General features: G+C 70.1%; 30 protein-coding genes. 16 read left to right on the top strand and 14 right to left on the bottom strand.

All coding sequences use genetic code 11. The features are described 5' to 3' along the window. Positions 1-2: 2 nt before the first annotated feature. The 13 genes from OU416_RS09740 to OU416_RS09800 form a co-directional block, all read right to left on the bottom strand. A complete protein-coding gene (locus OU416_RS09740) occupies positions 3-815 on the bottom strand; it encodes an SANT/Myb-like DNA-binding domain-containing protein (protein ID WP_270926544.1) in 813 nt (270 codons plus the stop codon). 133 nt (positions 816-948) lie between these two features. Next, complete coding sequence (locus OU416_RS09745; protein ID WP_270926545.1) at positions 949-1,257, bottom strand: helix-turn-helix domain-containing protein; 309 nt, start codon at positions 1,255-1,257, stop codon at positions 949-951. After that, positions 1,257-2,000: a helix-turn-helix domain-containing protein gene (locus OU416_RS09750; protein WP_270926546.1), complete on the bottom strand. Its 744-nt coding sequence runs from the start codon at positions 1,998-2,000 to the stop codon at positions 1,257-1,259. The genes OU416_RS09745 and OU416_RS09750 overlap by 1 nt, the downstream gene beginning before the upstream one ends. A 26-nt stretch (positions 2,001-2,026) precedes the next feature. Then, entirely contained in the window at positions 2,027-2,737 is a 711-nt protein-coding gene (locus OU416_RS09755) for a helix-turn-helix domain-containing protein (protein ID WP_270926547.1), read from the bottom strand. 9 nt (positions 2,738-2,746) lie between these two features. Continuing rightward, positions 2,747-3,172: a hypothetical protein gene (locus OU416_RS09760; protein ID WP_270926548.1), complete on the bottom strand. Its 426-nt coding sequence runs from the start codon at positions 3,170-3,172 to the stop codon at positions 2,747-2,749. A gap of 87 nt (positions 3,173-3,259) precedes the next feature. After that, positions 3,260-3,541 (bottom strand): helix-turn-helix domain-containing protein, encoded by a 282-nt coding sequence (locus tag OU416_RS09765; protein WP_270926549.1) that lies wholly within the window; start codon positions 3,539-3,541, stop codon positions 3,260-3,262. 43 nt (positions 3,542-3,584) lie between these two features. Next, entirely contained in the window at positions 3,585-4,670 is a 1,086-nt protein-coding gene (locus OU416_RS09770) for a hypothetical protein (protein ID WP_270926550.1), read from the bottom strand. A gap of 25 nt (positions 4,671-4,695) precedes the next feature. After that, on the bottom strand, positions 4,696-5,934 hold the full coding sequence (locus OU416_RS09775; RefSeq protein ID WP_270926551.1) for a methionine adenosyltransferase: 1,239 nt from the start codon (positions 5,932-5,934) through the stop codon (positions 4,696-4,698). Then, positions 5,903-6,835, bottom strand: a complete 933-nt coding sequence (locus OU416_RS09780) for a Gfo/Idh/MocA family oxidoreductase (RefSeq protein WP_270926552.1) — start codon at positions 6,833-6,835, stop codon at positions 5,903-5,905. Before OU416_RS09780 ends, OU416_RS09775 begins: the two co-directional genes overlap by 32 nt. 269 nt (positions 6,836-7,104) lie before the next feature. After that, positions 7,105-7,296, bottom strand: coding sequence for a hypothetical protein (locus tag OU416_RS09785; protein ID WP_270926553.1), 192 nt, complete (start codon positions 7,294-7,296; stop codon positions 7,105-7,107). Further along, positions 7,293-8,018, bottom strand: a complete 726-nt coding sequence (locus OU416_RS09790) for a hypothetical protein (protein ID WP_270926554.1) — start codon at positions 8,016-8,018, stop codon at positions 7,293-7,295. Before OU416_RS09790 ends, OU416_RS09785 begins: the two co-directional genes overlap by 4 nt. Positions 8,019-8,021: 3 nt before the next feature. Then, positions 8,022-8,240, bottom strand: coding sequence for a hypothetical protein (locus tag OU416_RS09795; RefSeq protein WP_270926555.1), 219 nt, complete (start codon positions 8,238-8,240; stop codon positions 8,022-8,024). Beyond that, positions 8,237-8,632: a hypothetical protein gene (locus tag OU416_RS09800; RefSeq protein ID WP_270926556.1), complete on the bottom strand. Its 396-nt coding sequence runs from the start codon at positions 8,630-8,632 to the stop codon at positions 8,237-8,239. Before OU416_RS09800 ends, OU416_RS09795 begins: the two co-directional genes overlap by 4 nt. Positions 8,633-8,950: 318 nt before the next feature. Here OU416_RS09800 and OU416_RS09805 point away from each other — a divergent pair, with 318 nt between their 5' ends. The 6 genes from OU416_RS09805 to OU416_RS09830 all read left to right on the top strand — a co-directional run bounded on the left by OU416_RS09805 (position 8,951) and on the right by OU416_RS09830 (position 14,555). Next, on the top strand, positions 8,951-9,829 hold the full coding sequence (locus OU416_RS09805; RefSeq protein WP_270926557.1) for a helix-turn-helix domain-containing protein: 879 nt from the start codon (positions 8,951-8,953) through the stop codon (positions 9,827-9,829). Further along, a complete protein-coding gene (locus tag OU416_RS09810; RefSeq protein ID WP_270926558.1) occupies positions 9,826-10,047 on the top strand; it encodes a DUF397 domain-containing protein in 222 nt (73 codons plus the stop codon). The genes OU416_RS09805 and OU416_RS09810 overlap by 4 nt, the downstream gene beginning before the upstream one ends. Positions 10,048-10,942: 895 nt before the next feature. Further along, complete coding sequence (locus tag OU416_RS09815) at positions 10,943-11,956, top strand: DUF3560 domain-containing protein (protein WP_270926559.1); 1,014 nt, start codon at positions 10,943-10,945, stop codon at positions 11,954-11,956. Further along, a complete protein-coding gene (locus OU416_RS09820; RefSeq protein WP_270926560.1) occupies positions 11,941-13,266 on the top strand; it encodes a hypothetical protein in 1,326 nt (441 codons plus the stop codon). The genes OU416_RS09815 and OU416_RS09820 overlap by 16 nt, the downstream gene beginning before the upstream one ends. 91 nt (positions 13,267-13,357) lie before the next feature. Continuing rightward, positions 13,358-13,726 carry a hypothetical protein gene (locus OU416_RS09825; protein ID WP_270926561.1) on the top strand — a complete coding sequence of 123 codons (369 nt, stop codon included), beginning with the start codon at positions 13,358-13,360 and terminating at the stop codon, positions 13,724-13,726. Between the two features lie 409 nt (positions 13,727-14,135). After that, positions 14,136-14,555, top strand: coding sequence for a hypothetical protein (locus tag OU416_RS09830; protein ID WP_270926562.1), 420 nt, complete (start codon positions 14,136-14,138; stop codon positions 14,553-14,555). 495 nt (positions 14,556-15,050) lie between these two features. Here the strand turns inward: OU416_RS09830 and OU416_RS09835 are convergent, their stop codons facing one another. Continuing rightward, complete coding sequence (locus OU416_RS09835) at positions 15,051-15,293, bottom strand: hypothetical protein (protein WP_270926563.1); 243 nt, start codon at positions 15,291-15,293, stop codon at positions 15,051-15,053. Positions 15,294-15,512: 219 nt separating this feature from the next. Here OU416_RS09835 and OU416_RS09840 point away from each other — a divergent pair, with 219 nt between their 5' ends. The 10 genes from OU416_RS09840 to OU416_RS09885 all read left to right on the top strand — a co-directional run bounded on the left by OU416_RS09840 (position 15,513) and on the right by OU416_RS09885 (position 21,183). Further along, positions 15,513-15,758 (top strand): hypothetical protein, encoded by a 246-nt coding sequence (locus tag OU416_RS09840; RefSeq protein WP_270926564.1) that lies wholly within the window; start codon positions 15,513-15,515, stop codon positions 15,756-15,758. 72 nt (positions 15,759-15,830) lie between these two features. Then, positions 15,831-16,562 carry a hypothetical protein gene (locus tag OU416_RS09845; RefSeq protein ID WP_270926565.1) on the top strand — a complete coding sequence of 244 codons (732 nt, stop codon included), beginning with the start codon at positions 15,831-15,833 and terminating at the stop codon, positions 16,560-16,562. Between the two features lie 108 nt (positions 16,563-16,670). Further along, positions 16,671-16,865: a hypothetical protein gene (locus OU416_RS09850; protein ID WP_270926566.1), complete on the top strand. Its 195-nt coding sequence runs from the start codon at positions 16,671-16,673 to the stop codon at positions 16,863-16,865. 236 nt (positions 16,866-17,101) lie between these two features. Continuing rightward, a complete protein-coding gene (locus OU416_RS09855) occupies positions 17,102-17,476 on the top strand; it encodes a hypothetical protein (RefSeq protein ID WP_270926567.1) in 375 nt (124 codons plus the stop codon). 304 nt (positions 17,477-17,780) lie between these two features. After that, a complete protein-coding gene (locus tag OU416_RS09860; protein WP_270926568.1) occupies positions 17,781-18,281 on the top strand; it encodes an NADAR family protein in 501 nt (166 codons plus the stop codon). 114 nt (positions 18,282-18,395) lie between these two features. Then, positions 18,396-19,337 (top strand): hypothetical protein, encoded by a 942-nt coding sequence (locus OU416_RS09865; protein WP_270926569.1) that lies wholly within the window; start codon positions 18,396-18,398, stop codon positions 19,335-19,337. A 252-nt stretch (positions 19,338-19,589) separates the two neighbouring features. Continuing rightward, positions 19,590-20,024: a hypothetical protein gene (locus tag OU416_RS09870; protein WP_270926570.1), complete on the top strand. Its 435-nt coding sequence runs from the start codon at positions 19,590-19,592 to the stop codon at positions 20,022-20,024. Between the two features lie 268 nt (positions 20,025-20,292). Next, entirely contained in the window at positions 20,293-20,463 is a 171-nt protein-coding gene (locus OU416_RS09875; protein WP_270926571.1) for a hypothetical protein, read from the top strand. Positions 20,464-20,556: 93 nt separating this feature from the next. After that, positions 20,557-20,796 (top strand): hypothetical protein, encoded by a 240-nt coding sequence (locus OU416_RS09880; RefSeq protein ID WP_270926572.1) that lies wholly within the window; start codon positions 20,557-20,559, stop codon positions 20,794-20,796. Between the two features lie 147 nt (positions 20,797-20,943). After that, positions 20,944-21,183, top strand: a complete 240-nt coding sequence (locus OU416_RS09885) for a hypothetical protein (RefSeq protein ID WP_270926573.1) — start codon at positions 20,944-20,946, stop codon at positions 21,181-21,183. Positions 21,184-21,333: the final 150 nt, after the last annotated feature.

A 21,333-nucleotide genomic window follows, 5' to 3' on the forward strand; every position in this document is an offset into this window, starting at 1 on the left:
TCTCAATTTCCTGGTGGGATGCGCTCTTGGCGGGTGGCACGGGGCTGGTCGTCGGCCGCAGCCGGTCCTCGACCACCTGGCTGTCGGCATGGTGCTGAGGGGCGCTCGGCGCTGGGAGCCCCGAGTTCGGCGGTGATGGCGCTGGCCTTGCGGTCTTTGGAGTAGCGGCGTTGCAGTGCGTCAGCGCAGCGGCCTGGGAAGTGCTGGGCGATCTCGTCCCAGGTCTTGCACTCCTGCTCCCGCAGGTGGGCGATGCGGAGCCGTTCCTCGGGAGTGAAGGGGACGGGCTTTGGTCGTGGCGTGCGGGTGGCGGCGTTGCGCGCGCTCTGGACGAGCAGGTCCTCGGCCAGGTGCTGGTCGGCGGCCTCCACAGCGGTGACCACGTCGTGCACGGTGGCGTGGCCGGTCCGGAAGCGGGCGATGACCGGGTCGATGCGCGGGCGCGAGTGGGTGAGCATGCCCATGTCCTCGCCGGTCCATGACCGGGTCCGGCGGGCGGTGGCGATCTCCTGGGTGATCGGGACCGCGAGATCGTCCACCAGCGTCCGGCTGATCGCGAGCCGTTTCCACACCTGCTTGCGGGTCCAGCCAGCGAGCAGGCGCTCCAGGATCGTCAGCTTGCGCGTAAAGAACGCCGCGGCACGCAGTTCCCGAGCCCGGGGATCGGACTGGAGGACGTCTGCCACCACGCATTCGCTTCGTCCAGCCACGCGGGCGATGGTGCTGATCGAGTGCGTGGTGGCCAGCAGGACAGCGATGTCGCTGCGCTCGTCGTCGGTGAGGCACAGCGGGCCCGGGCCTCTCGGCGCTTCCACCGGCCCTGGACTGGATCCTGCGCCGTCAGGGAGGGAACGGGCGCGCAGTCGCTCGCTCACCGCGGTGGGGCGCTGCGGATCGGCGACGGTGCTCCTGCCGTGGCACCTGCGCTTCGGGGCTCGCTGCCCATGGTCACCGCTCCGGTGTCACGCGTGCGGTGGTCCACAAGTCGGGGCTGGTCCCGGGTTTGGCGGGTTCGACGGGCGTGGACTGCGCGGGGTGGAAGGTCAAGAGCTCGTCCAGCCGGCAGTCCAGGGTCTGGCAGAACGCGGCGAGGTCGGCCGGTTTGATGTACTTGAATTGTCCGGTCCAGAACGAGGACATTTTCGCGGCGGAGAAGTGGTAGCCCCGTTCGGCCAGCAGGTTCCGCAGGGTGATGGATTTCCAGATGCCGCGGCGGGCGGCCGTGGTGCGCAGGTTCCAGTGCAACGTCGGGTGCATCAGAAGGTCCTTTCCTGGTCGGGGGCGTGGTGGGGTGCGCTCTGGTGGGTGATCGCGGGTTGCTGGGTGTCCGGTGCGGGGAGCCGGTCGGCGTCGAAGGTTCGCCGTGTGCGGTCGGTGTGGTACCGGACCTGGAGCACGTGGGGGTGCCGACGGGGGAAGCGCCGTGCGATTTGCGGCCAGGTGAGCTTGTCGACCTCGCGCAGCCGCACCAGGAGCAGCCGCTCTTCCTGGGTGAAGCGGATGGCCTGCCGTTTCGGTGGAAGGGCGTCAGGTTCGCCGAGGCTGGCCCGCAGGAGCTCTTCGAGCAGGGCGCTCTCGGCCGCGGTGACAGCGGCGATCACCTCGCGCACCGTGGCCCGCCCGGTTGTGAAGCGCGCCATCACCGTGTCGATGCGCGGGCGGAACACGAGCAGCTGAGCCAGGTCTTCTCCGGTCCACGGGCGAGTGGAGCGTGCGGTGGTGATCTGGTCGCGGATCGGCGCGGCCACGGTGCTCACGACGTGCGTTCCCACTCCGTGCAAGGCCGCGATGCGCACAGGGGGCACGCCGTTGATCAGCTCATCCAGGATCTGGAGGTTGCGGGTGCGCAACGCCGCGGCACGGAGGCGCTGGAGTTCGGGATCGCGCTCCAGGATCCTGCGCACCGTGTTCCGGTTGCGTCCGGTCTGGCGGGCGATGGCGTTGATCGTGTCGGTTCCTGCCAGCAGGACGGCGATGGCCTCGCGCTCGTCGTCGCTCACGGAGGAAGATCGGGGCTTGCTCGGGTTCATCGATTCCCTCCCCGCGCAGCTCCGGCGCCGGTGCCGGCTGGTGCCGGGCTGGTCCACCCGGTTTTGTCCCGGTGGTACCGGGCGGCCAGGGTTCCCCAGGTGCGGTCGGGGAAGTGCCTGGCCACGTCCTTCCACATGAGCTGCTCGATGTCGCGGAGGTAGCGAATGCGCGCGCGTTCTTCGACGCTGAACGCTCGGATACGCGGCCGGGGCCGTGGGCCGGCCCGGGCGAGGTCGATGGCGTGGAGCAGGTCGTCGAGGCGGTGGTGCTCGGCGTGCTCGGCGGCGGCGATCACGTCCCGCACGGTGCTGCGCCCGCGCTGGAACCGGCGGGTGACGTCCTCGGTGTGAGGGCATCGGATCGCTAGCAGTGGCTCGGTGTCGCCGTCCCAGTGCGTTGTGGCCTGCAGTTCGGTGAGGCACTGGCGGACCGGGGCGAGCAGCCATCGGAGGTGGGTGGCGCTCACGGCGTGGGCACGGGCCGCGGCGCGGATCGAGGCGCCGTGGATGAGCAGGGAGACGATGCCGATCGTGCGGTTGCGCAGGGCCACGGCGCGCACGGCCTGAGTTGCGGGCCGGGAGCGCAGGATCGCGCTCACCGTGTCGGGGTGGCGGCCGACTCGGCGGGCGATGGCGCTGATCGGTTCGACCGACTCGAGCAGGGCGGCGATCGAGTCGCGCTCAGCGGTGGTCAGTGGCTCGGGCATGGGCAGTGCTCAGTTGCTCGGGTGGGTGGTTGTCGTGCAGCGGAGGTGTTCCTCGGACGGGGCGGAGCTCAGTGATTCCCACAGCTGGTCGGGGCCGGTGTGGATGTCGGCTTGGGACTGGACGGTGCGGTAGGCCCGGGCGAGCGTGTCGTGGCCCGCGTGGGTGAGCACGCGCGCGAACTCCTCGGCCCAGACCCACGGCACGCAGGGCCGGTAGCGCGCCAGCCACGGCTCCAACGGCGCTGGGGGCATCAGCACCAGGCCGTGGTTTTCGGTGCGGGCGCGGCCGTCGGCGACGAACCACGCCGCCACGACACCCGCTCGGATCACCAGGACCGGGAGCTCGCCTGGAGTGCAGCGGTGGCCGGACGTCGCTGCGGCTTCGCTGGCCTGCCATGCCGCCTCGGCGCTGCACCGCTCGGCGCGCAGGACCACCTCGGCGATCTTTTCCCAGGCATCCGGGGCTTTCCGCAGTGCTCGCGCTCCCGCTCGGGCACGGGCTCGGGTTCGGGCTCGCATTGGTTACCGCCGCCCGGTGTACGAGGTGACGTCCGGCTCGCCGGGGTCGGCGGCGGGGAGGGGAAGGGTGGCGGGCTCGCGGGTGAAAAGCTCTTCGACGCCGCAGTCCAGGGCGTCGCAGAACGCGGCGAGGTCGTCGAGCCGGACGCTGATGGGGCGCCCGGACCAGAGCCCGTACATCTTCCCGGAGGCGAACTTGTTGCCGTGCTCGGCGAGACGCTGCTGAAGGTCGGCCATCTTGTGGATGCCGCGCTCGGCGGCGACCAACCTCAGGTTCCAGTACATCGGGGGCTTTCGTTCCTTCCCGGATCGGTGCGGGGGTGGGTGGCTACTTGGTGATGGCGGTGATCACGTCACTGGACCAGCGCCACCGCTGCTGCTGGCACTGCGGTGCGGAGCTGGTCGCGCCGAGCTGAAAGGCGTGCCGCAGCTGGTGCACGAAGGCGGGCCAGAGGCGCTCGGCGGTGTCGAGGACGAGGTCGGCGGCGTCGCGGGCGTCCTCGCAGGTGGTGGTGGCGATGGAGTGCCAGGCGCCGGCCACCGCGGCGCTCCAGTGCGCTCCGGCTTCGGTGCGGGCGAGGCCGGCCAGGCGCTCGCGGCGGGCGGTGATCTCCTCGGGATGGACCCTGCGGGCGGCCAGCCGGGGCAGGGCGAGCTCGACGACCTGCGGGATGCGGGTGGCGGCCGGGGCCAGCAGCAGCGGCGCGACGTCGCGGTAGATCCTGGGCAGCTGCGCCAGAGCCGGTTCCGGGTGCCCGCCGACGTGGGGCACCCGCACCCGGGCGATCGGCCCGGTGGTGGCCGCGGCCTGCAGCAGGAACGTGTCGATGCCGTGTCCCCCAGCGCAGCGGCGCAGCTCCGGCGCCAGTTTCGTCCACTGTGCCCGGACGGTGCGCCAGGCCTTCGGCGACAACGCGAGGTCGGTGGCCAGTGGGGTCGGGACGTCCTGGCCCAGGGTGGCCGCGGTGAGCGGGCGGGCGAGCAGGTCGGTGAGCAGGCCGTGGCCGTGATCCCAGAAGTGAGGGTGCTCGGCGATGGCGATCGCCGCGCCGCCGCGCACCCGGTCCAGCAGCCCGCGGTAGGTCTCGCTGCTGGGGGTGGTGTTGGCCGTGTCGGCGATGAGCACGGGGCTGGGCGCGGTGACCTCGGTGAGCGCGTGCATGATCCGCTGACCGCGTCCGTGCTCCCGGTCGGTGCGGATCAGGCTGCGGTTGCGGGTCCGCACGGCACCGAAGGTCAGCGCGGTGCCGGGGGTGGCGCTGGCGTCGGCGAGCAGCATCAGCGAGGTGACGCCCTCGAGCAGCCCGGCGTCATCGCATAGCGCGTCATCGACGGCCTGCGTCACGGCGGTGATGGTTTCGGTGGCGTCCTGGCTGGCCAGGATCACGGTGGCGGGGGCGGAACGAAGACACATCGCAAGTCCCTTGTCGGCTCAGGAGTCAGAAGTAGGGGTGGTGGCGCAGTTCGGCCTCCCAGGCGGCCGAGGGCGCCCGGCGGGGCCGGTAGCGTTCGGTGTCCAGGAGGTCCTCCAGCCACCGGTGGTCGGCGACGAGGGCGGGCAGCAGCTCGCCGAGCAGTTCCTCGGCCGCGGGCTGCTCGTCGGGGTCGACCTCGAGGTGCAGCAGAGCGGGGTCGTCAAAGCGGGAACCGATGTGCCAGGAACCGCTGATCCGGCAGGGCCCGTGGGTGGCGGCGATGTGAGCGGCGAGCTCGTCCAGCAGCCACGCGGCGACCTTGCCGACGTGCCCGGTCGGGTCTTTGCCGTAGGTGGTTTCGTTGCCCGCCTGGTGGGCGGGGCTGATGAGGCCGTGGCGGTCGTTGCCGCGGCCGGTCGCTCCGGACTCGCCGAGGTCGAGCGCGCTGCCGGACAGGGTGACGTAGTCGCCGTCAAGCGCCCCGGTTTCGGCGGGGTGCTGGGCGGTGTTGCAGCCGACCGTGACCGCCAGGTCCGGTGCCGCGGCGTGGATCAGCTCGGTGAGCGTGGTCTCGGCGTGGCGCAGCAGCTCGCGGAATTCGGTGAGACCGCTGGGGCTTTCGTCCCGGACCAGCAGTGCCGGCACCCGGGCGGTGATCTCCAGCTGCCGTCCCCGGCGCAGGGTGTGGACCTTGACGTCGCTGCCCGCCCACGGCTGTTCGGCCAGCCACGCCTCGGCCAGCAGCGTGGCGATCTCGGTGCGGGTCCGCGGTGCGCAGGCGACCAGGTGCGCCGAGTCGGTGCACCGCAACTCGGTGAGCTCGGGCAGGTCGTGCAGCCCGCGGGGCCGGTACCAGTGGGCGAACCGGCTGGTGTTGCCGGTTTCGACCTGGATGTCGAGGAGGAGGTGGTCGTAGCCGGGCAGCGCCAGGGCCAGCTGCTCGTAGACGGCGTCGACGAGCAGGTCGTGCACAGGGATGGTTTCGCCGGCGAAGGCGCTGGAGGCCCGGCCGCCGATGATCACCCGGATCGGCGTGTCGTAGCGGGCGGCGCCGCCGGAGACCAGCAGGTGCCCGGCGTGGATCGCGACCTTGTCCAGGTTGTGGTGCAGCACCACACCGAGCCGGTCTCGGCAGTGCTGGGCGTAGCAAATGCTGGCCAGCTCGGCGATGCCGTCGGCCAGGGTGTCCGGGCTGCCCAGGCCTTTGCGCTCAACCCGCTCCACCGGAAGGTCACCGGGCCACGACGCAGTCGGCGTAGACACGGTTGATCACCTCCAGGACCTTCGGCAGATCCCGCAACTCGAACAGGCTCGCGTGCATGAGGCGGTCGTCGGCGACGTCGGCGACGGCGCGCAGCATCTGGGTGCGCAGCGCGGTCTCGCTGGGCGCGGTGGTGCGCCGGGCCAGGCCTGCTTCGAGGTTGCGTCCGGCGATTTCGGTGACCTTGGTGCCGTGCACGAGCCGCAGCTCGTGGCGCCGGTGCAGGTCGGTGGGGGCGTCGGTGCGGGCGTCGATGGCCAGCCGGCGGCCGTCGGTGAACAGCACCTCGGCGTCGATGGCGTCCTCGGCCGGGCTGTGCTCGCGTCGGTGCCACCGGCGGCCGGTGCACTTGAGCACCGTTGACCTGGGCAGCAGCCGCATCGCCAGCGCGATCCCGGCGAGGGCCTGCTGGTGCAAGATCCCCCCGGAGTGGTTCCAGAACTGCTGCCAGGTCCCGAAGTCCTCGGCGCCCTGGTGGCAGACCAGGTCCACCTCGGCCCGCTCGATTGCGGGCGGCTCGAGGAACAGACCGGCCAGCCCCGGTGCGAAGTGGGAGTGCAACGCCACGTAGATCCGCTCATCGCTGGGCTTGGGGACCCATCCCGTCGCGCTGATCATCACGGGCGGCTCCACCAGCACGGTCGCCCCGAAGCGGGCGGCCTGGCGGGCCAGGTGCAGGCTCGCCGGCGGTGGGGCGGTCACGATCACCACGTGTGGCCGCAGCGCCACCAGGGCCGTGTCGAGCCGCGGAAACACCGGGACACCTGGCAGTTCCGCGGACGCGGCCGTGCCGACGATGCCCTCCAGCACACACCATTTGCCGTCCAGCCGTTTGAAGGCGGGCAGATAGCGCAGGCCGGGCAGTCCGGCCCCGACCAGCAGGGCCCGCTGAACGGTGTGCATCACGGCTCCTCCCGGCGACCGGCAGCTGGGTGAACGGCCGGGCTGATGGCCGGCACCGAGATGAGCACGAGGTCAAGGGACACGGGGACTCCAGAATGGAAAGTGGAAAGGCCGGTTCGGTGCGGGCTGTGCCTGCGCATCGGGAATGCACCCGCACCGAACCGGTGAACCGGCCACGCCTTCCCGGGACAGGACCAGAAAACCCGGGGTGGGGGCGGCGGGACCGGCGACCTGGTGTCCTCGGCGTCGAAGGCCGGGGACGGGTCAGATCACTCGCGACGGCCGGGACGCTGCCAGTGCAGGGCCTCTGTGGTCTCCCCGACCGGCACCAGCTTCGGGACCTGGCGGGTGCCGCGGCGCACTCGCCAGCGCGCCAGCGCGCCGAACACAGCGGCCACGATCCCGGCGGCGACCAGCACCGCCACGCACACCAGGAATCCGCCGGCCGCGAGCACGCTCACCGCAGCGCCCCCGCCGCAGTTGCGGTGGGCTGCCAGTGCTCCGGGATCCGACGCCCGTGGGCGTTCCACTCCTGGCAAAGGGAGACCAGCTCGTCCCACAACCGGCGCCGTCCGGATTCGGCGATCTCGGTCCGGGTCCGGTGCTGGGCGCGGTCCCAGATGAGGGTGGCCAGCACCGCCGAGCCGGTCGCGGCGTCGATCAGCAGGTGCTGGTCGATCAGCGGGCCCAGAGAGCTCCGGCTGTGCTCGACGCCGGGCAGCGCGGCGGCCAGCACCTCAGGCAGCGCGTCGTGCTCGAGGACCGACACCCTGGTCGCCGGTTTGCGCGGCAGGCCGCGCAGCAGCGCGATCGCCGGTGCCGACGAGCTCGCACCACGCGGCCGCCGGAGGGCGGCCCGGCGCGGCCCGGCCAGCTGGTTGAGCTGGTCGAGCAAGGTGCTGCCCGCCGACTCCTTCACCGTGTGAAGGCCGTCATCGTGCTGGTAGAGCACGGCGAACTCGCCCGTGCTGCGTTCTCGGAAGACGTGCACGGTCGCGCCGAGATCTCCTCGGCGCTGCTGGGCGTGCTCCACCAGTGGGAAGGCCTGGTTGACCGCGACGAGGAAGCTGTAGTCCTCGACGGGTGGGAGTTCGGCCTGGCGTTCCGGGTAGCCGCTGCGCGCCAGCGCGAGCAACGGAATCGGTGTGTCCAGGTTGGACAGCGAAGCCAAAGCTGCAGTCACGGGTCACCTCTGATCGGTGTCAGCTGGCTGCAGCCAGCTGAAATCCTCATCGCATCCGCCGTTCTCGGCGGTGGCGGGGGTCGTGGGCCACTCGTCGCGTTCCAGCTCGTCCCGGATGCGCTGCATGACCTCCAGGCGGCGGTCCGCGGTGATCTCCGGGGCGGGGCCGAGCGTCCCGGTCACCCGGAGCGGCAGCCCGGCCGCGGTCGTGTGGATGGTCATGGCGTCCACAGCTCCCCGCAGGAGGAGGCCGTGAGCACGGGCTGGCCGGAGGTGCGGATCGGGAATCCTCCGGCAGGAGCGTCAAGAGCGAGCATCGCGGCGACGATGTCGACGACGGTGCCCGACTGTCTCCACTGGACGGTTCCCTGCCCGAGAGTGGAGGGATCGAGCGGGTTCACCCCGCTGGTGCGGAGGGCATCGACGTCCCTTCGGTCGACGACCACCACGACGTCGAGGACCGCCGAGGTCCAGCCCCGGCGGTAGACCAGCGCCTCGATCCCCTCGGCGCCGGTGACCGGAGCACCTTCGAAACCGTGCTCCACCAGGCGTTTCAGATGCCGTGCAAGCTCCTCGCGCTCGCGGGTGTCTGCGTCGTCGACGGCCAGGTCCATGGCGATCCCCCGATCTGTTGTTCATGGAAGGCGGCGGTCCCGGCGGTTCGGGGAATGCCGACGGGACCGCCGCCGCTTCGGGCGGGCCGGGTGGAGCGCTCGACGGTGCGGTTTTGTGGGATGCACCGGAGTACTCCACCCGGCCGAGCTGCTGTAGCGTTGAATCTGTAGCAGCTACACGAGACGCTACCGTGTAGCTGCTACACGGCCAAGCGTTACGGATGGGCCCATCCGGGTGATATTGGTTCGCCATCCACGATCAAATGACGTGGTATGCCCAGGACTGACAGGCATGGCCGACAGGCGAAGGAGACATGGGTGGTCGCCACCGGAAGTCCAGCGCTGCTGAAGCGCTGGATCGCGTTCAACCTCCGCCAGCTCCGAAAAGAAGCTGGTAAAGACCGTTCCGAAGTCATGGAACGGCTCGGCATGTCACGAGCACAGGTCGGGCACTTGGAGACCGCGGAGCGGCTTCCCTCCAAGCCAGTACTGGAGATCCTTCTCGGCTTCTACGGTGTCCCCGAGCGGTTGCCGGACTTCCTGCGGATTGTGGAGGCAGCTCGCAAGGGCAAGAACTGGTGGGAGAAGTTCTCTGAGGCCGTTCCGGCCTGGTTCAACCTCTACCTTGGGCTGGAGACCGGCGTCGCTGAGCTTGCTTCCTTCGACGCACTGCTCATCCCCGGCCTGCTGCAAACCCCGCGCTATGCAGAAGCGGTCATCCGCGCCGACCGCGACCTAAGCGATGCCGACGTCCGGCAGCGTGTCGAGCTGCGTTCTGGCCGCCAGCACATCCTCGAACGACAGGATGACCCAGTACACCTATGGGTTGTGCTCGAGGAATCCGTTCTGACGCGCCTACGTGGCAGCGCTGAGATCATGTGTGAACAGCTCGAACACCTGCTGACGATGTCTCGACGGCCGCGGGTCGACATCCAGATCCTGAAGCAGGACGCTGGAGGGCACATGGCACAGCAAGGTGGCACGTTCTCCCTGATGACCTTCCCACCCGAGATGGTCGGAGACCCGGGTGTCGTCTACCACGAGCTGATGACGACCGGCCTCTACCTCGAGGACCCGAAAGACATCGCCGTCTACCGGCATGAGTGGGGCCACCTGCAGGCCATCGCGGCCACTCCCGAAGAATCAAGGGCGATCATTCAACAGGCGCTCAAGCACTGGAAGGAGGTGACGACGTGACCCAGCCAGAACGCAGCACGCACCAGCCCGCTCCGCGAAACCTTACGTTCCGCAAGTCCAGCTACAGCGGGGCCAACGGTCAGTGCGTGGAGGTCGCCGGCGCAGACGGCTCCAGGTGGGTTCGTGACAGCAAGAACCCGTTAGGCGACCTGCTGTATTTCACCGACGCAGGATGGACCCAATTCCTCCGGAGTATGAAGACCGGCACGTTCGACTAGCACCACCACAGCTCTAAACGAAGTGCTGCGAACAGCCGACGCCCCTCCCGACCAGACTCGGTGGCCGGGAGGGGCGTCTATTTGCGGAGCTCAGCGAGCTCACACCGGATGATGCCGCACACCCTTCACAAGGTGCGCTCGGACACGCCTCTGGGATGAGAAATCACGTCCCCGGGGCCCGCTGGCGGCCTTCAGCAACCTCGCTGCTGAAGGACCGCAGACGTCGATAGCGCTCCAACTCGCCACGGCTTCGGACCTTCAGGGAAAGCTAGAGCACAGGTCTCGGGCCGGTGGCGGCGCTCGCCGACCGGGCCCCGACGGCCATCATCGCTATCTGCCGGCATCGCGCGCAGTGCGCGTCATCCCGGCGGTCAACCACACCTCGAGTTGGTGGGAGGACGGAGTCGAGGAACACCGTGTCGGCGCCCGAACGGCTTCGGCTGCAGAGCGAAAGCCAGCGCCCAAGCATTATTCGCGCTGGGTGACGGAGCTGTCTGGTCTCGGCTGGGGTTGGGGTGTCTCGGCTGCCTGATGCCTACGCGATCCGGGGCGGGAGTCGCAAGCCCCACGCGGTGATCGTCCGCTCGTTCCTCGCTCCCGATCATCGCTCTTCGGGGGCTTGCGGCTCCCGCCCGGCCCGCGTTGGGGCGGCATCAGCCGAGACACCCCAACCCCGGCCAAGCAGGTCGATCTCCAGGTAGCAGGAGACGCACCGAAGCCGTTCGGTTTCAAGTCCCTCCGCGGCTACGTCCGCGAGTTCCAGGCCTGATTCCGGTCCCTGACCGGGGCCCTTTTCGTGCCTGCTGCCGCGAGCTCACCCCTGAAGGCCGTGTGTCCCGGCTCGACCACACCGCCTGCGTCGCCATGCAGGTCCGAGCGGAAGAGGACACCCACCATGCCTGTCACCACTTTGACGATCCGTCACGACTACGAGGGCGGCACGACCGTTGAGGGCACCGCGAAGAACAGCCCCGCCCACCTGGCGCTGAAGGACCATCCATCGTGGACCTGGTCGCGGTTCGCGGGCGCGTGGCTGCTGCGGTCCTCGCGGCACCGCCAGTCCAAACCGGCACCGATCGCCGAGATCGAGCACATCCTGACCGACCTGGGCTACACCGTCACCCGCGACCTCGACGACTCGATGCCCAGCGTCGCCGAGCAGGAACACGACCTCGCCGAGCGGATGGAGCAGCGTCAAGCCCGTCTTGAAGAGCGCGCCGACCTCCAGGCGGACAAGGCCGCCGCCACGCACAAGAAGGCCACCGATGTCTTCGACCGCATCCCGTTCGGCCAGCCGATCCTCGTCGGGCATCACAGCGAGAATGCCGACCGCAACCGGCGCGAGCGGGCGTGGAAGAACCTCGGGAAGTCCTTCGAGCAGGCCACCTACGCCAATGAGCTCGCTCGGCAGGCCCACAGCGCCTCGCTTCACATGGCGGTCCGCAACACCCCGGTCACCGTCGCCAACCGGATCGAGACGATGGAGGCCGAGCAGCGCAAGCTGCAGCGAGAACTCGACGCCGACCCCTCCGGCGAGGAACGCGCCGCCTTCCTGCGGCGCGAGATCGCCACCCTCACCGAGCAGATCGACCACTGGAAGGGAGTCTTCGCCCAGCTCCAGAACGAGGGCAAGGCCTCCACGCTCGGCCCGGACCAGGTCGCCAAGGGCGACTGGGTCGCCTACCGCGGAATGTGGCTGCGGGTGGTCCGAGTCAACAAGAAGTCGGTCAGCGTGCCCAACCCGCTCTACCCGCCGCGGCCCGGGGAGAAGGAGGCGACCTGGACCATCGCCTGGTACAAGCTTTCCGGGCACCACACCACCGAGCAGATGCCGCCGGAGTTCGTCACTGCCTACGACACGCCGGGCGTCGACCGGGTCAACCTCCGCCCCGCATGGAAGCAGCAGTGAGCCGCCCGGCGCCGCTGTTCGAGCTCCAGCACACCGGTGCGACGCCGGTGTGCTGGAGCTACGGCATGGGTGCTGAGTCCACCGCCGGGGTCGTGCGGACCCTGCTCGATCCCGGTTTCCGGCCGCCCGAGCTGCTTGAGGACCTCTCGAACCTGATCGTGATGACCGCTCAGACCGGCGACGAGTGGTCCTCCACCGCCGACCTGGTCGAGCGGCACGTGCTGCCGCTGCTGCGCCAGTACCGGGTCCGGATGGTCGAGGTCGCCCGCGCGGGCCCCGCGCAGCGCGACGGGATCGTGGTCTTGCAGGACACCCGGACACCGCAGCGGATGCACGCCGACCCTGTCGAGCACGGCTTCTTCGCGCTGTCGGACGAGCACCGCGGTAACGGGGTGCTCCCCCAGCTCGGTGGCTCCAGGAAGTGTTCGTCGAAGGCGAAGGGCGGGCCGTTGGATGTGTGGCGGGCCCGCGAGGTCGGCTCCCGCCCCTACGTTCACGCCGTCGGGTTCAGCGCCACCGAGGGCAACCGGATCGTCGGCGACGCCGCGGTCACCCTCGGCGGGCAACGACGAGCGATCTACCCGATCCACGCCGCGGGCCTGTCCCGGGAGGACTGCCGGGACTACCTGCACGAGCTGTTCGGCGTGTGGTGGCCCAAGTCCTGCTGCAGGCAATGCCCCTTCTCCGGCGGGAAGACCGGCTGGCCGGAGCAGCTGGCCCGATTCCAGGCGCTGCCCGCCGAGGCCGCGCCGCACCTGGCCGACGAGTACGTGACGGTCGCGCTCAACAAGCGCTCCGGCTTGTTCGGGCCCGGCGGCACCCTGCGCGAGAAGCTCGAACTCGGCCAGGCCACCGCGGTGCTCGCCCTGGCCGAGGAGGCGATCGCCGCTGCCGACTGGGCGCTCTACCGCGTGCGCCGCTGCTACTCGGCGCCGGCGGCGGCATGGCGGGCCGTCGAAGTGGTCCACCGCGGCGACCGGCTCAGCGCGACGCTGCTCTTGGCCGAGCTCGCCGACCGGCTCGGACGGCGGCCTGGTCTGCGTCACGAAGGCGGGCACACCCGGCTCTGGCTCGCCGAACGCCACGGCGACCGGTACCCGCAGGTCGAGGAGTTCTACGTCGCCGCACCAGCACAGGTTCATGACAAGGCGCGCGAGGGCTTCGACACCCGCTGGCGCACCTGCGTGGGCGAGGACCTGCTCGACCTCGAGGACGAGACCGCCGCGGCGCTGATCGACCTGACCGGCACGTCGGCACCGACGTCCGCGGAGTCGTCGCTGTTCGCGGCGACCAACACCGGCCCGCAGTGAGCGAACCGTCCGATTCCCCTCTGGAGGAAGGAAACCCGATGCCATTGACACCCCTGCACACCAGGCCCCCGCGTATCGGGTGCCGTCGCTGATGAGGTCCGCCCGGATCATCTTCCGCGCCGAAGGCGCCAGGCGGCCGCGGGAGTCCGATCCGCTACCGGTGATGTTCGACATCGACCTGCACTTCCGCCCGGCCACCGCCGAGCAGTGCGCGCCGCTGGCCGAGGCGATCCGCCGCTACCTGGCCGGACCGCATGGAGATCGTCAGGTGGAGCGGATCTGGTTCTCCGTTCCCGAGGCGCTGGAGCGGGAGAACATGAGCCAGGAGATCGTGGTGGACGGCGGCACGAGCGTCGAGGGAAACCGGCTGCGGTTCCGCGCCGAGCTGCACCACGCCTTCTGCCACTGCGGGTGGTGCCGCCAGGAGAACGCCTACCAGCACCTGTCCGTCTGGATCTGACTCCCACCGAGAACGCCCCGGACCACCGAGGTCCGGGGCGTTCTGCCGTCCCCGGCATGACAAAGAAGGAGGCGAGCGGCCGGGGCTCCACGGGCGGTGGGGGCGGCGCACTCTGCCTCACCGCCGCGCCGCTGTCCAGCCGGAAAAGCGCCGGCTGGACAGCACCGCGTCGGCAAGGCCGGGCGAGTGCACCCCCACCACCCGGTGGGAGGCCCGACCACCACGTGGACAGGAGCCCGCCGTGGCGAAACTGACCAAGAAGCAATCCCAGCTGCACCGCCAGGCCCGCGAGCTGATCGACCTGCCCCGCGACCTCACCGAAGACGAGAAGCACTTCGTTCTGGATCCGGGATTGGGCTCGCCAGACCGCGCAGCACGGTGCCATCGACCCCGAGCAGGTGATGACCTGATGCCGCACACGTGGATGAGCCTCGGCGGTGGCGGCCGCGGCTGCGAGGTCTGCGGTATGTCGGTCCAGCGGCAACCCGACGGGCGGTTCGCCTGGTTCCTGCGTCCCGGCCGGGCGGTGCCCGTCGACGGGCGCACCGTCTCGGCCGGGCAATCGGAGAGCTTGCAGGCGCTGCCGGGGTGCGTCACCGACCAGCGGGCAGTCGCGCCCGAGGTGGCGCGGCCCAGCTACGGGGTGTTCATCCGGCTCGCCGGGCACGACACCGTGCTGCGGATGACGCCGTCCGGGAACACCACCGCAGGGGACCTTCACGCCGCGGTGTTCCCGGACAAGGCCAGCGCGCGGCGCCGCGTCGAGGAATTCCAAGTGGAGCTGGACGCCCGGCATCCCGGCAGCGAGGTGTGGACCGCCCCGCTGTAACCCCGTTCTCTCCCCTTTTTTCCGGGCGGTCCCGGGACATGCCCAAGCTCCGGGACCGTCCTTCTTCTCGAGCGAAATCAGGAGACCACCGATGACCGTGGAGATCACCCCGCCACCCGGCTACCACCAGACCCGGCTCCGCGGGTTGTGGGCCCGTCAAGGTTGCGGCGGTTGCGGCGGCGCCGGCGAGTTCATCGTCACCGACGACGAGGATCCCGACCTGCGCTACCCGCAGCCCTGCGAGTGCCTGTGCGAGATCGGGCCGGTCGTCGAAGACGAGCGTGATCCGGTCAGGGCCGGGTCCGATGCGGTACGGCGGCACGGTCGACGTCGGTGCTGTTGCCGCACGGTAGGCCGCGGTCGCGGGCACGTAGTCGCGGCGCGCAGCCAGGTAGTGCTGGAGCTGCTGTTCGGTGAGGGTGTTGGTGTGCACGGGATCGCTCCTGGTGGTGCGGGTTGTCGGTCAGAGCAGTCCGAGCCGGTGGGCGGCGCGGATCAGCCCGAACCGGGAGCGGCAGCCCGCGCAGTCCTCGTGCTGCCGGGGTGGGGTTTCGCCGCGGTCGGCGGGTCCGGCTGCTGGGGCGGGAGCGGTCGGTCGCCCATGCTGGGGTTCCAGGCCGTGCAGTGGGTGGTGCGATGGCCGTCGTCCCAGCGCACCGTGATTTCCCAGGTCAGGTCGGCAGGGTCGTCGCGGCGGGTGACACTGAGGTGCTCGACGGTGTACCCCAGGTTCACCATCACCGTCACCTCCGCACCCGATCCAGACCCCGACACCTCCTGGCTCGGTGAATTCCGCGAGTTCCGCTCCGGCCGCCCCGTCCCGCCAGAGGCGGTCATGCTGCCCAGAAGCATGGTCGGGCATCTCGCCTACCGCTCCTACTTTTTGCCCGCGCAATCCCTCGCACTCCGCAGGGAGATCTACGCGGCCCGCGGCTAGCGCGAGGCCTCGCGCACCTGATGGCCGAACGCGACGTCCGCGACGACGCGCGCCTGGCCCTCGCTCTCAACTGGCGCATCGTCACCGTCGAGGTCCGCGCAGCCGGCGTGCTGCTGGGCACCGCGGGGATCAGCACCACCATCGCCCCGGACGAGCACCCGCAGAACGCGCTCGCCACGACCGCCGGTGACTACGACCTGATCGACGACGCCGTCGCCGACGCCCGCCAGACCCTCGCCACTCTGCTCAGCGAGCTGGCTGCCTGACCCCGCCACCACATCGTCGCGGGTCGGACCACACCGCCGCCGGTGGCTTTTCCGAGTGAAGGAGACCAACTCGTGATCGCTTTGCCTGTTGCTCCCGGTGAACCGTTGTCCCAGCACGCCGATCGGGCTCGAGCTCGACTGGCCGCCGCGGCCGAGGAGTGCTGCCGTATCCAGCTGATCCACATCAGCCGCATCATCACCGCCGCCCTGCACGACGCCGCCTCCGGCACGATCGACGTCGCCTGGGACGCTTTCATGGGCGAGAAGTCGCTGGAGGCGATCTACGCCGCCGACGGCACCTTGCTCTGGCATGCGGACAACACCTTGCCCGAAGCTCTCGACAGGTTCCGCTACCGCAACGGGAAAACCTGGTCTGATGCCGTCGAGGTGATCAACGGTCACCTCGACGCCGCCGCCATCGCCCTCGGCAACCCGGACGCGCTCGAAGACCGCTGCCCGGAAGGGTGGGTGCTGCTCCGCGCCACCGGCGGCGTCGCGTTCTTCCGGATCGCACTTCCTGATCAGGCCACCGTCGACCACCACATCAGCACGCCCCCGGCCGATCGGGAGCTGGAGATCGTGATCGACCGCGACCCCGATCACGGTTCCGAGGCGACCGCGTTCCTCGACGGTGTCGAATGCCCCGCGGTCGTCACCGCCGTCGACCCCGGACGCGGATGGACGCGGGAGAACTGGCAGTCCGCAGCCACCGACAGTGCGGCAACGGCGAGCCCGGCCGCCGCCGCGCTGATTCACCAGCTCTTCGCCGACGGCGAGGACAGCCCGTACGTCTTCAACACCTGATCGCTACTGCCGCATTCCGGTTCTGGGCGCCCCTGACCACGTGGATCAGGGGCGCTTTGTCGTCTGTCTGGAGACCCCTCGTGAGAGCCCCGCTGCATCGCCGCCCGGTTGCGCACCGAGTTCGCCACGACGACGGCGATCAGCGGCGGCGCGGCCGGAGCGGATCTGATCTGGGCCGACGCCGCCCACGACCCCCAGCACACCAGTGGTGGCACCGCCACCACCCTGCGCCACGCACGGCAGCTGGGACGCCCGGTCATCTCCTGCGACGTCCGGCACCGCCGCACCACCCTTCTCCGCTAGCACCGCGGCCCACCTCGCTCGACATCACCGGCCCCGCATCCGCCGGTACCAGGGGATGCGGGGCCGGTGCACCTCCACTTCGCCTGATCCGGCGAGCCCCTGGACCGGCGAACCTCGCGTCCTCGTGAATCGCCCACCCACCTGCGTCCCGCTTGCCGTCGTCAGGCGGGCGGTTTGCGCAAGGCGATGTCCTCGCCCTGCGCCTCAATTTCCCCGATATATCAAGGAGTTCTGGGATGTCCGAACCAGCCATTTCCATCACCGACGTCGTGCGGTGGATCCAGGAGAGCAGCAGCGAGGGCGACTTCGACGTCATCCTCAAGGCCATCAACACCCGGGCCCGGGCGCTGCTGGACCAGGCCGCTGCCAACGTGAGGACCGGCAGCCGAGTGCGGACCCACAGCCTCAAGCCGAAGTACCTCAACGGCTTGACCGGCACCGTGAAGACCATTGAGACCGAGCGCGGGAAGCGGCTGGCCACCGTGTCGTTGGACGCGGATTCCATCAGCAAGCTCGGCACCACCCAGCGCTACGGGCACCTGTGGGGGCAGGAGAAGCACGACTTCGCCGGGATCCCGGTGCATTGCCTCACGGTCGTCGACGAGGACTGACCCGCACCACCCTTCCCCGCCGGGACCGCACCGTCCTCCCCATCCGGGCGGTCCCGGCTGGCCAGGGACACCGATCTCACTCAGCAGACCTACGACAGCTGGCCTGTTGAAGCAGTGCCGGGCAGGCGAGCACCGCAGGGGGTCCTCGATCTGCTCGAAGGCCATCAGCCCGGGCCCGCCGCCGCAGGGGCGCCTGCGGCGTCGCTGCGCGATGCGCTGCGCGCACCCCTGCACCGGTGAGCCCGGGCTGATCCGCGGGACGCAGATCGAGGAGCCCGCGGGGGCCCGGACCTGGGAGGTATTCGTGAGGGAGATCGCGACGTTCCGCGGCGAGCACTTCTTCCTGAGCAACTTCTATCCCGCTGCGGTGGTCGGCGCGGAACGTCGCCGCTACCCGAGTGCCGAAGCCGCGTTCCACGGCGGCAAGACGCTGGACCCGCGGGAGCGCGATTGGATCGCGGCCGCGGCCACGCCACGGGAAGCGAAACGCCGCGGCCGACGGGTGAGCTTGCGCCCGGACTGGGACTCGGCTCGGCACTTGGTGATGCGCGCGGTCCTGCGCGGGAAGTTCGCCGATCCGGATCTGGCCGCGAAGCTGCTGGCGACCGGCGAGACCCGGCTCGTCGAAGGAAATCGCTGGCACGACCAGCTCTGGGGTGACTGCCGCTGCGGCCGCGCCGCGTGCGATGAACCCGGCCGCAACTTCCTGGGCATCTACCTGATGGAGCTGCGAGCTGAACTGCGGGCCGCGACGCCCCGGCCCACGGCGCCGGCGAGCGAGGGCGTATCCGCCCGCGCTGCCTGAAATTCCCGACCTGCCCGAGGCGGGCCCGCCTGAAGGTGGGCCCGCCTCGGGTGTTCCAGCGCGACGGGGCATTGACCAGCCCTGCCGCGTATCGATTCCGAGGAAAGGATCCCGATGCTGCACTACCCCGTCACCGTCGCCGTCGGCGCAACGAGCCTCGAGGTCGCCGCCCAGGCCGTGCTGACACTCATGGCTCCGCTGCACCTCGACATCGAAGCCGCCCAGCAGTACGACAGCGAGACCGGTGACTATCACTGGTGGAACCCGCGCGGCACCTGGAACGGGTGTGAGTTCGGGGGCCGCTGGGCCGCGACCCTGCGGGTGCGCGGCAACGCCGATCCGCGTGACGTCATCCCCGGTCAGCTCAGCCCGGCCAACCTGCATCGTCCCCTGGTCGCCGGGTTCGCCACCGGTGGCCGGATCCGTGCCCTGGACCTCAACGGCCAGCGCGACGACACCGCCGAGCTCGCCCGCGTGCAGTGGGAAGACTTCCAGCGCATCGTCGCCGGCACCCCGGCGCCCCGGCCGTGGTCGGAGTTCGCCGCCCGCGCCAAGGACGCCGAAGCCGCCGCCGAGCCATGGCTCCCGATCCGCGAGCAGATCCTGGAAGCCTGCCTGCGCTGGCGCAACACCACCGGCGCCTCGAACGAGGAGTACGGCCGGCGAGTACACACCGAGCTCGAGGCCGCCGCAGCCCGGTGGGAAGCCTCGCTGACCTACAGCATGAGGCAGGCCGCTCGCGACTACCACGATCAGCCCCGCATCACCGCGCTGAACGCCCACGCCAGTTTCAGTGGCTTCCCGCTCACCGACCCCGAGCTCGTCTTCGGAGAGACCAGCAGGGAGAACTACCTGGTGCAGCGGCGTCTCGAGGCGATCCCGGGCTCGGCGACCCTCACCCACGATGGCCGGTGGCTGTGCTCCGGCCCGCTCGATGACCACGGCCTGCCCACCGGCACCGCGCAGGAACGCCACGACTACCTGGCCGAGGCCAACGACTACATCGACGGCTTGAGCGAAGACATGTGGCTGGTCGTCATGGACTGCCACGCCTGATCCGGAACCACCCGGTCACCCCTGAACGACGGCCCCGTCACCACTTCCCCGGTGACGGGGCCGTCCCCCGTCCTCTCCCTTCCCGCGCTTCGAGACCGGAGGCCCGAGACCGAGCCACGAAAACCGTGCGGTCTGAAGACCGTTCTCCGGCCGCCAGCACCCGGCGAGTACGCCACTGAGCCGGCCAGCACCTTCGGTTCTTCTCAGTAGCCGCCTCTCGCTATCCACCAGCGAAATCATCTGGAGTTCACCATGACCAGCCCGGAGACCGGCACCAGCCAGCGCGTCACCCTCGCCGCCCAGCCCGGCGAGGAGCCCGTGACCGTCACCGCCACCGTCGTGAAAGTCGAGCGCCGGGCGGAAACCAGCTTCGTCGGTCGGCTGGTCGGCCTCGACGCGCACCTCGACGTGCTGTTCCCCAGCAGCGACCAACCGGACACCTACTTCCTGTCCCGGCTCTACGGCGAGCCCTGCTGGGTGCAGGACGCGCATTTCGGACCCAACGGCTTCCCGTACTTCAGCAACGGGTTCGGCGCCCGTTATCTGAAGATGACCGGTATTGCCCTAGAGCTGGAGGCTCTCCTTGACCAGGCCGCGCTCGAACGCCGCCTGGTCAAGGAAATCGGCCCGGAGGTACCGCTGGTCCTCGCCGAGACTGACGCATCGCAGCCTTCCACCAGCCACTGACCTGCCCAGATCGGCTGAGTAACAACGCCTCCGAGACCGCGGCTTTTCAGGTCCCGTGGGCACGGCCCCGGGCATTCGGTAGGGGCGCTGCACTCGGCCCCAGGACGACGCCGGCCTCAAGCGCGAAATGCGTGCGCTTGACCCCGCCCCGGCCCTGGGGCCGGGACGAGTGCGCCCCACCGAGAACCCGGGGCCCTCACCACAGACGCGCGTCACGGGCTGGCCGGCCCGGCGCCGCATTCGCTGCCTGAGTGAAAGGAAACCTGCCGTGGCGTGGAACCGTGAGCAGCACGAGAAGGAACTCGCCGACGCGATCACCGCCAAGGACCTCGACAAGATTGAGGAACTCTCCGACGCGGCTGTCGAGCACGATCGTGATGTCGCGGAGAAGACCGGCGAGATTTTCTGGGCCCACAAGAACAAGTGGTCCACCGGCTGACCTCTCCGGTTGCTGTCCCCGCCCACACGACGCCCCCTTCGCTGCCCGGACACCTCACCGAGGGGTCCGGGCAGCGAAGGGGAAAGTGGGGCGATGGATACCAGCGACCGCGGCCCGCTTACTGTGGCCGAGCTCTACCAGCGGGTCCTCTCCCTGCGCGACCACGCCCAGGAACGCCCCGAGATGTCGCCGCGGGAACGTGCCGAGATCTCCGGGGCGCACACCATGGCCGCCGCGATCACCCGGCTGATCGAACGCGTGGACTGCACCTGCGCGCCGGAACCGCCCTCGGCCGCGCCGCCGCACCTGCGTCTGCTGCGCGACGAGGACTGACCCCGGGGGGCTCCGGGTAGGGCACGCCGACCAGCAACGTCGAGTGGTCCGCTCGTTTCGCCGCGCGGGCTCAGCGGGCGATCGCCGCTTTCCCCATGCCCAGGAGGTTCCCATGCCCTGCACCCAGGACGTTGCGCGGGAGCACACGTGAATGCCCGCGCCAGCAGCCGGTTCCGGATCCTGCGCGGCAACGGCAGAACGATCCGCTACGCCACCCAGCAGTCCCGCAACCTGGCGACCCGGAAATGGGCCGACCTCGACGGGACCTCCGTGCTGCTGGAGCTGTGGAGCCCCGAGCACCCGCAGGACGAGCTCAACCGCGGATGGGCGTGCGAGGGCGAGGTGCACCCCAGCCCGCCGCCGGAGAGCAAAACCGCAGCCCCGTGAAGTAAGCAGAGCGAAGCCCCCGCAGCACCACGCTGCGGGGGCTTCGTGCTTTCCGGCCCGGTGCTCACCTCACCACCCCGGCGCGAATCTGCGCACCACGCTTCTCAGCCGCCGGCCAGAGCTCTCGCCTGCCTCCCCTCCCCGCTGATC

This window comes from Saccharopolyspora indica, assembly GCF_027853965.1.
Classification (GTDB): domain Bacteria; phylum Actinomycetota; class Actinomycetes; order Mycobacteriales; family Pseudonocardiaceae; genus Saccharopolyspora; species Saccharopolyspora indica.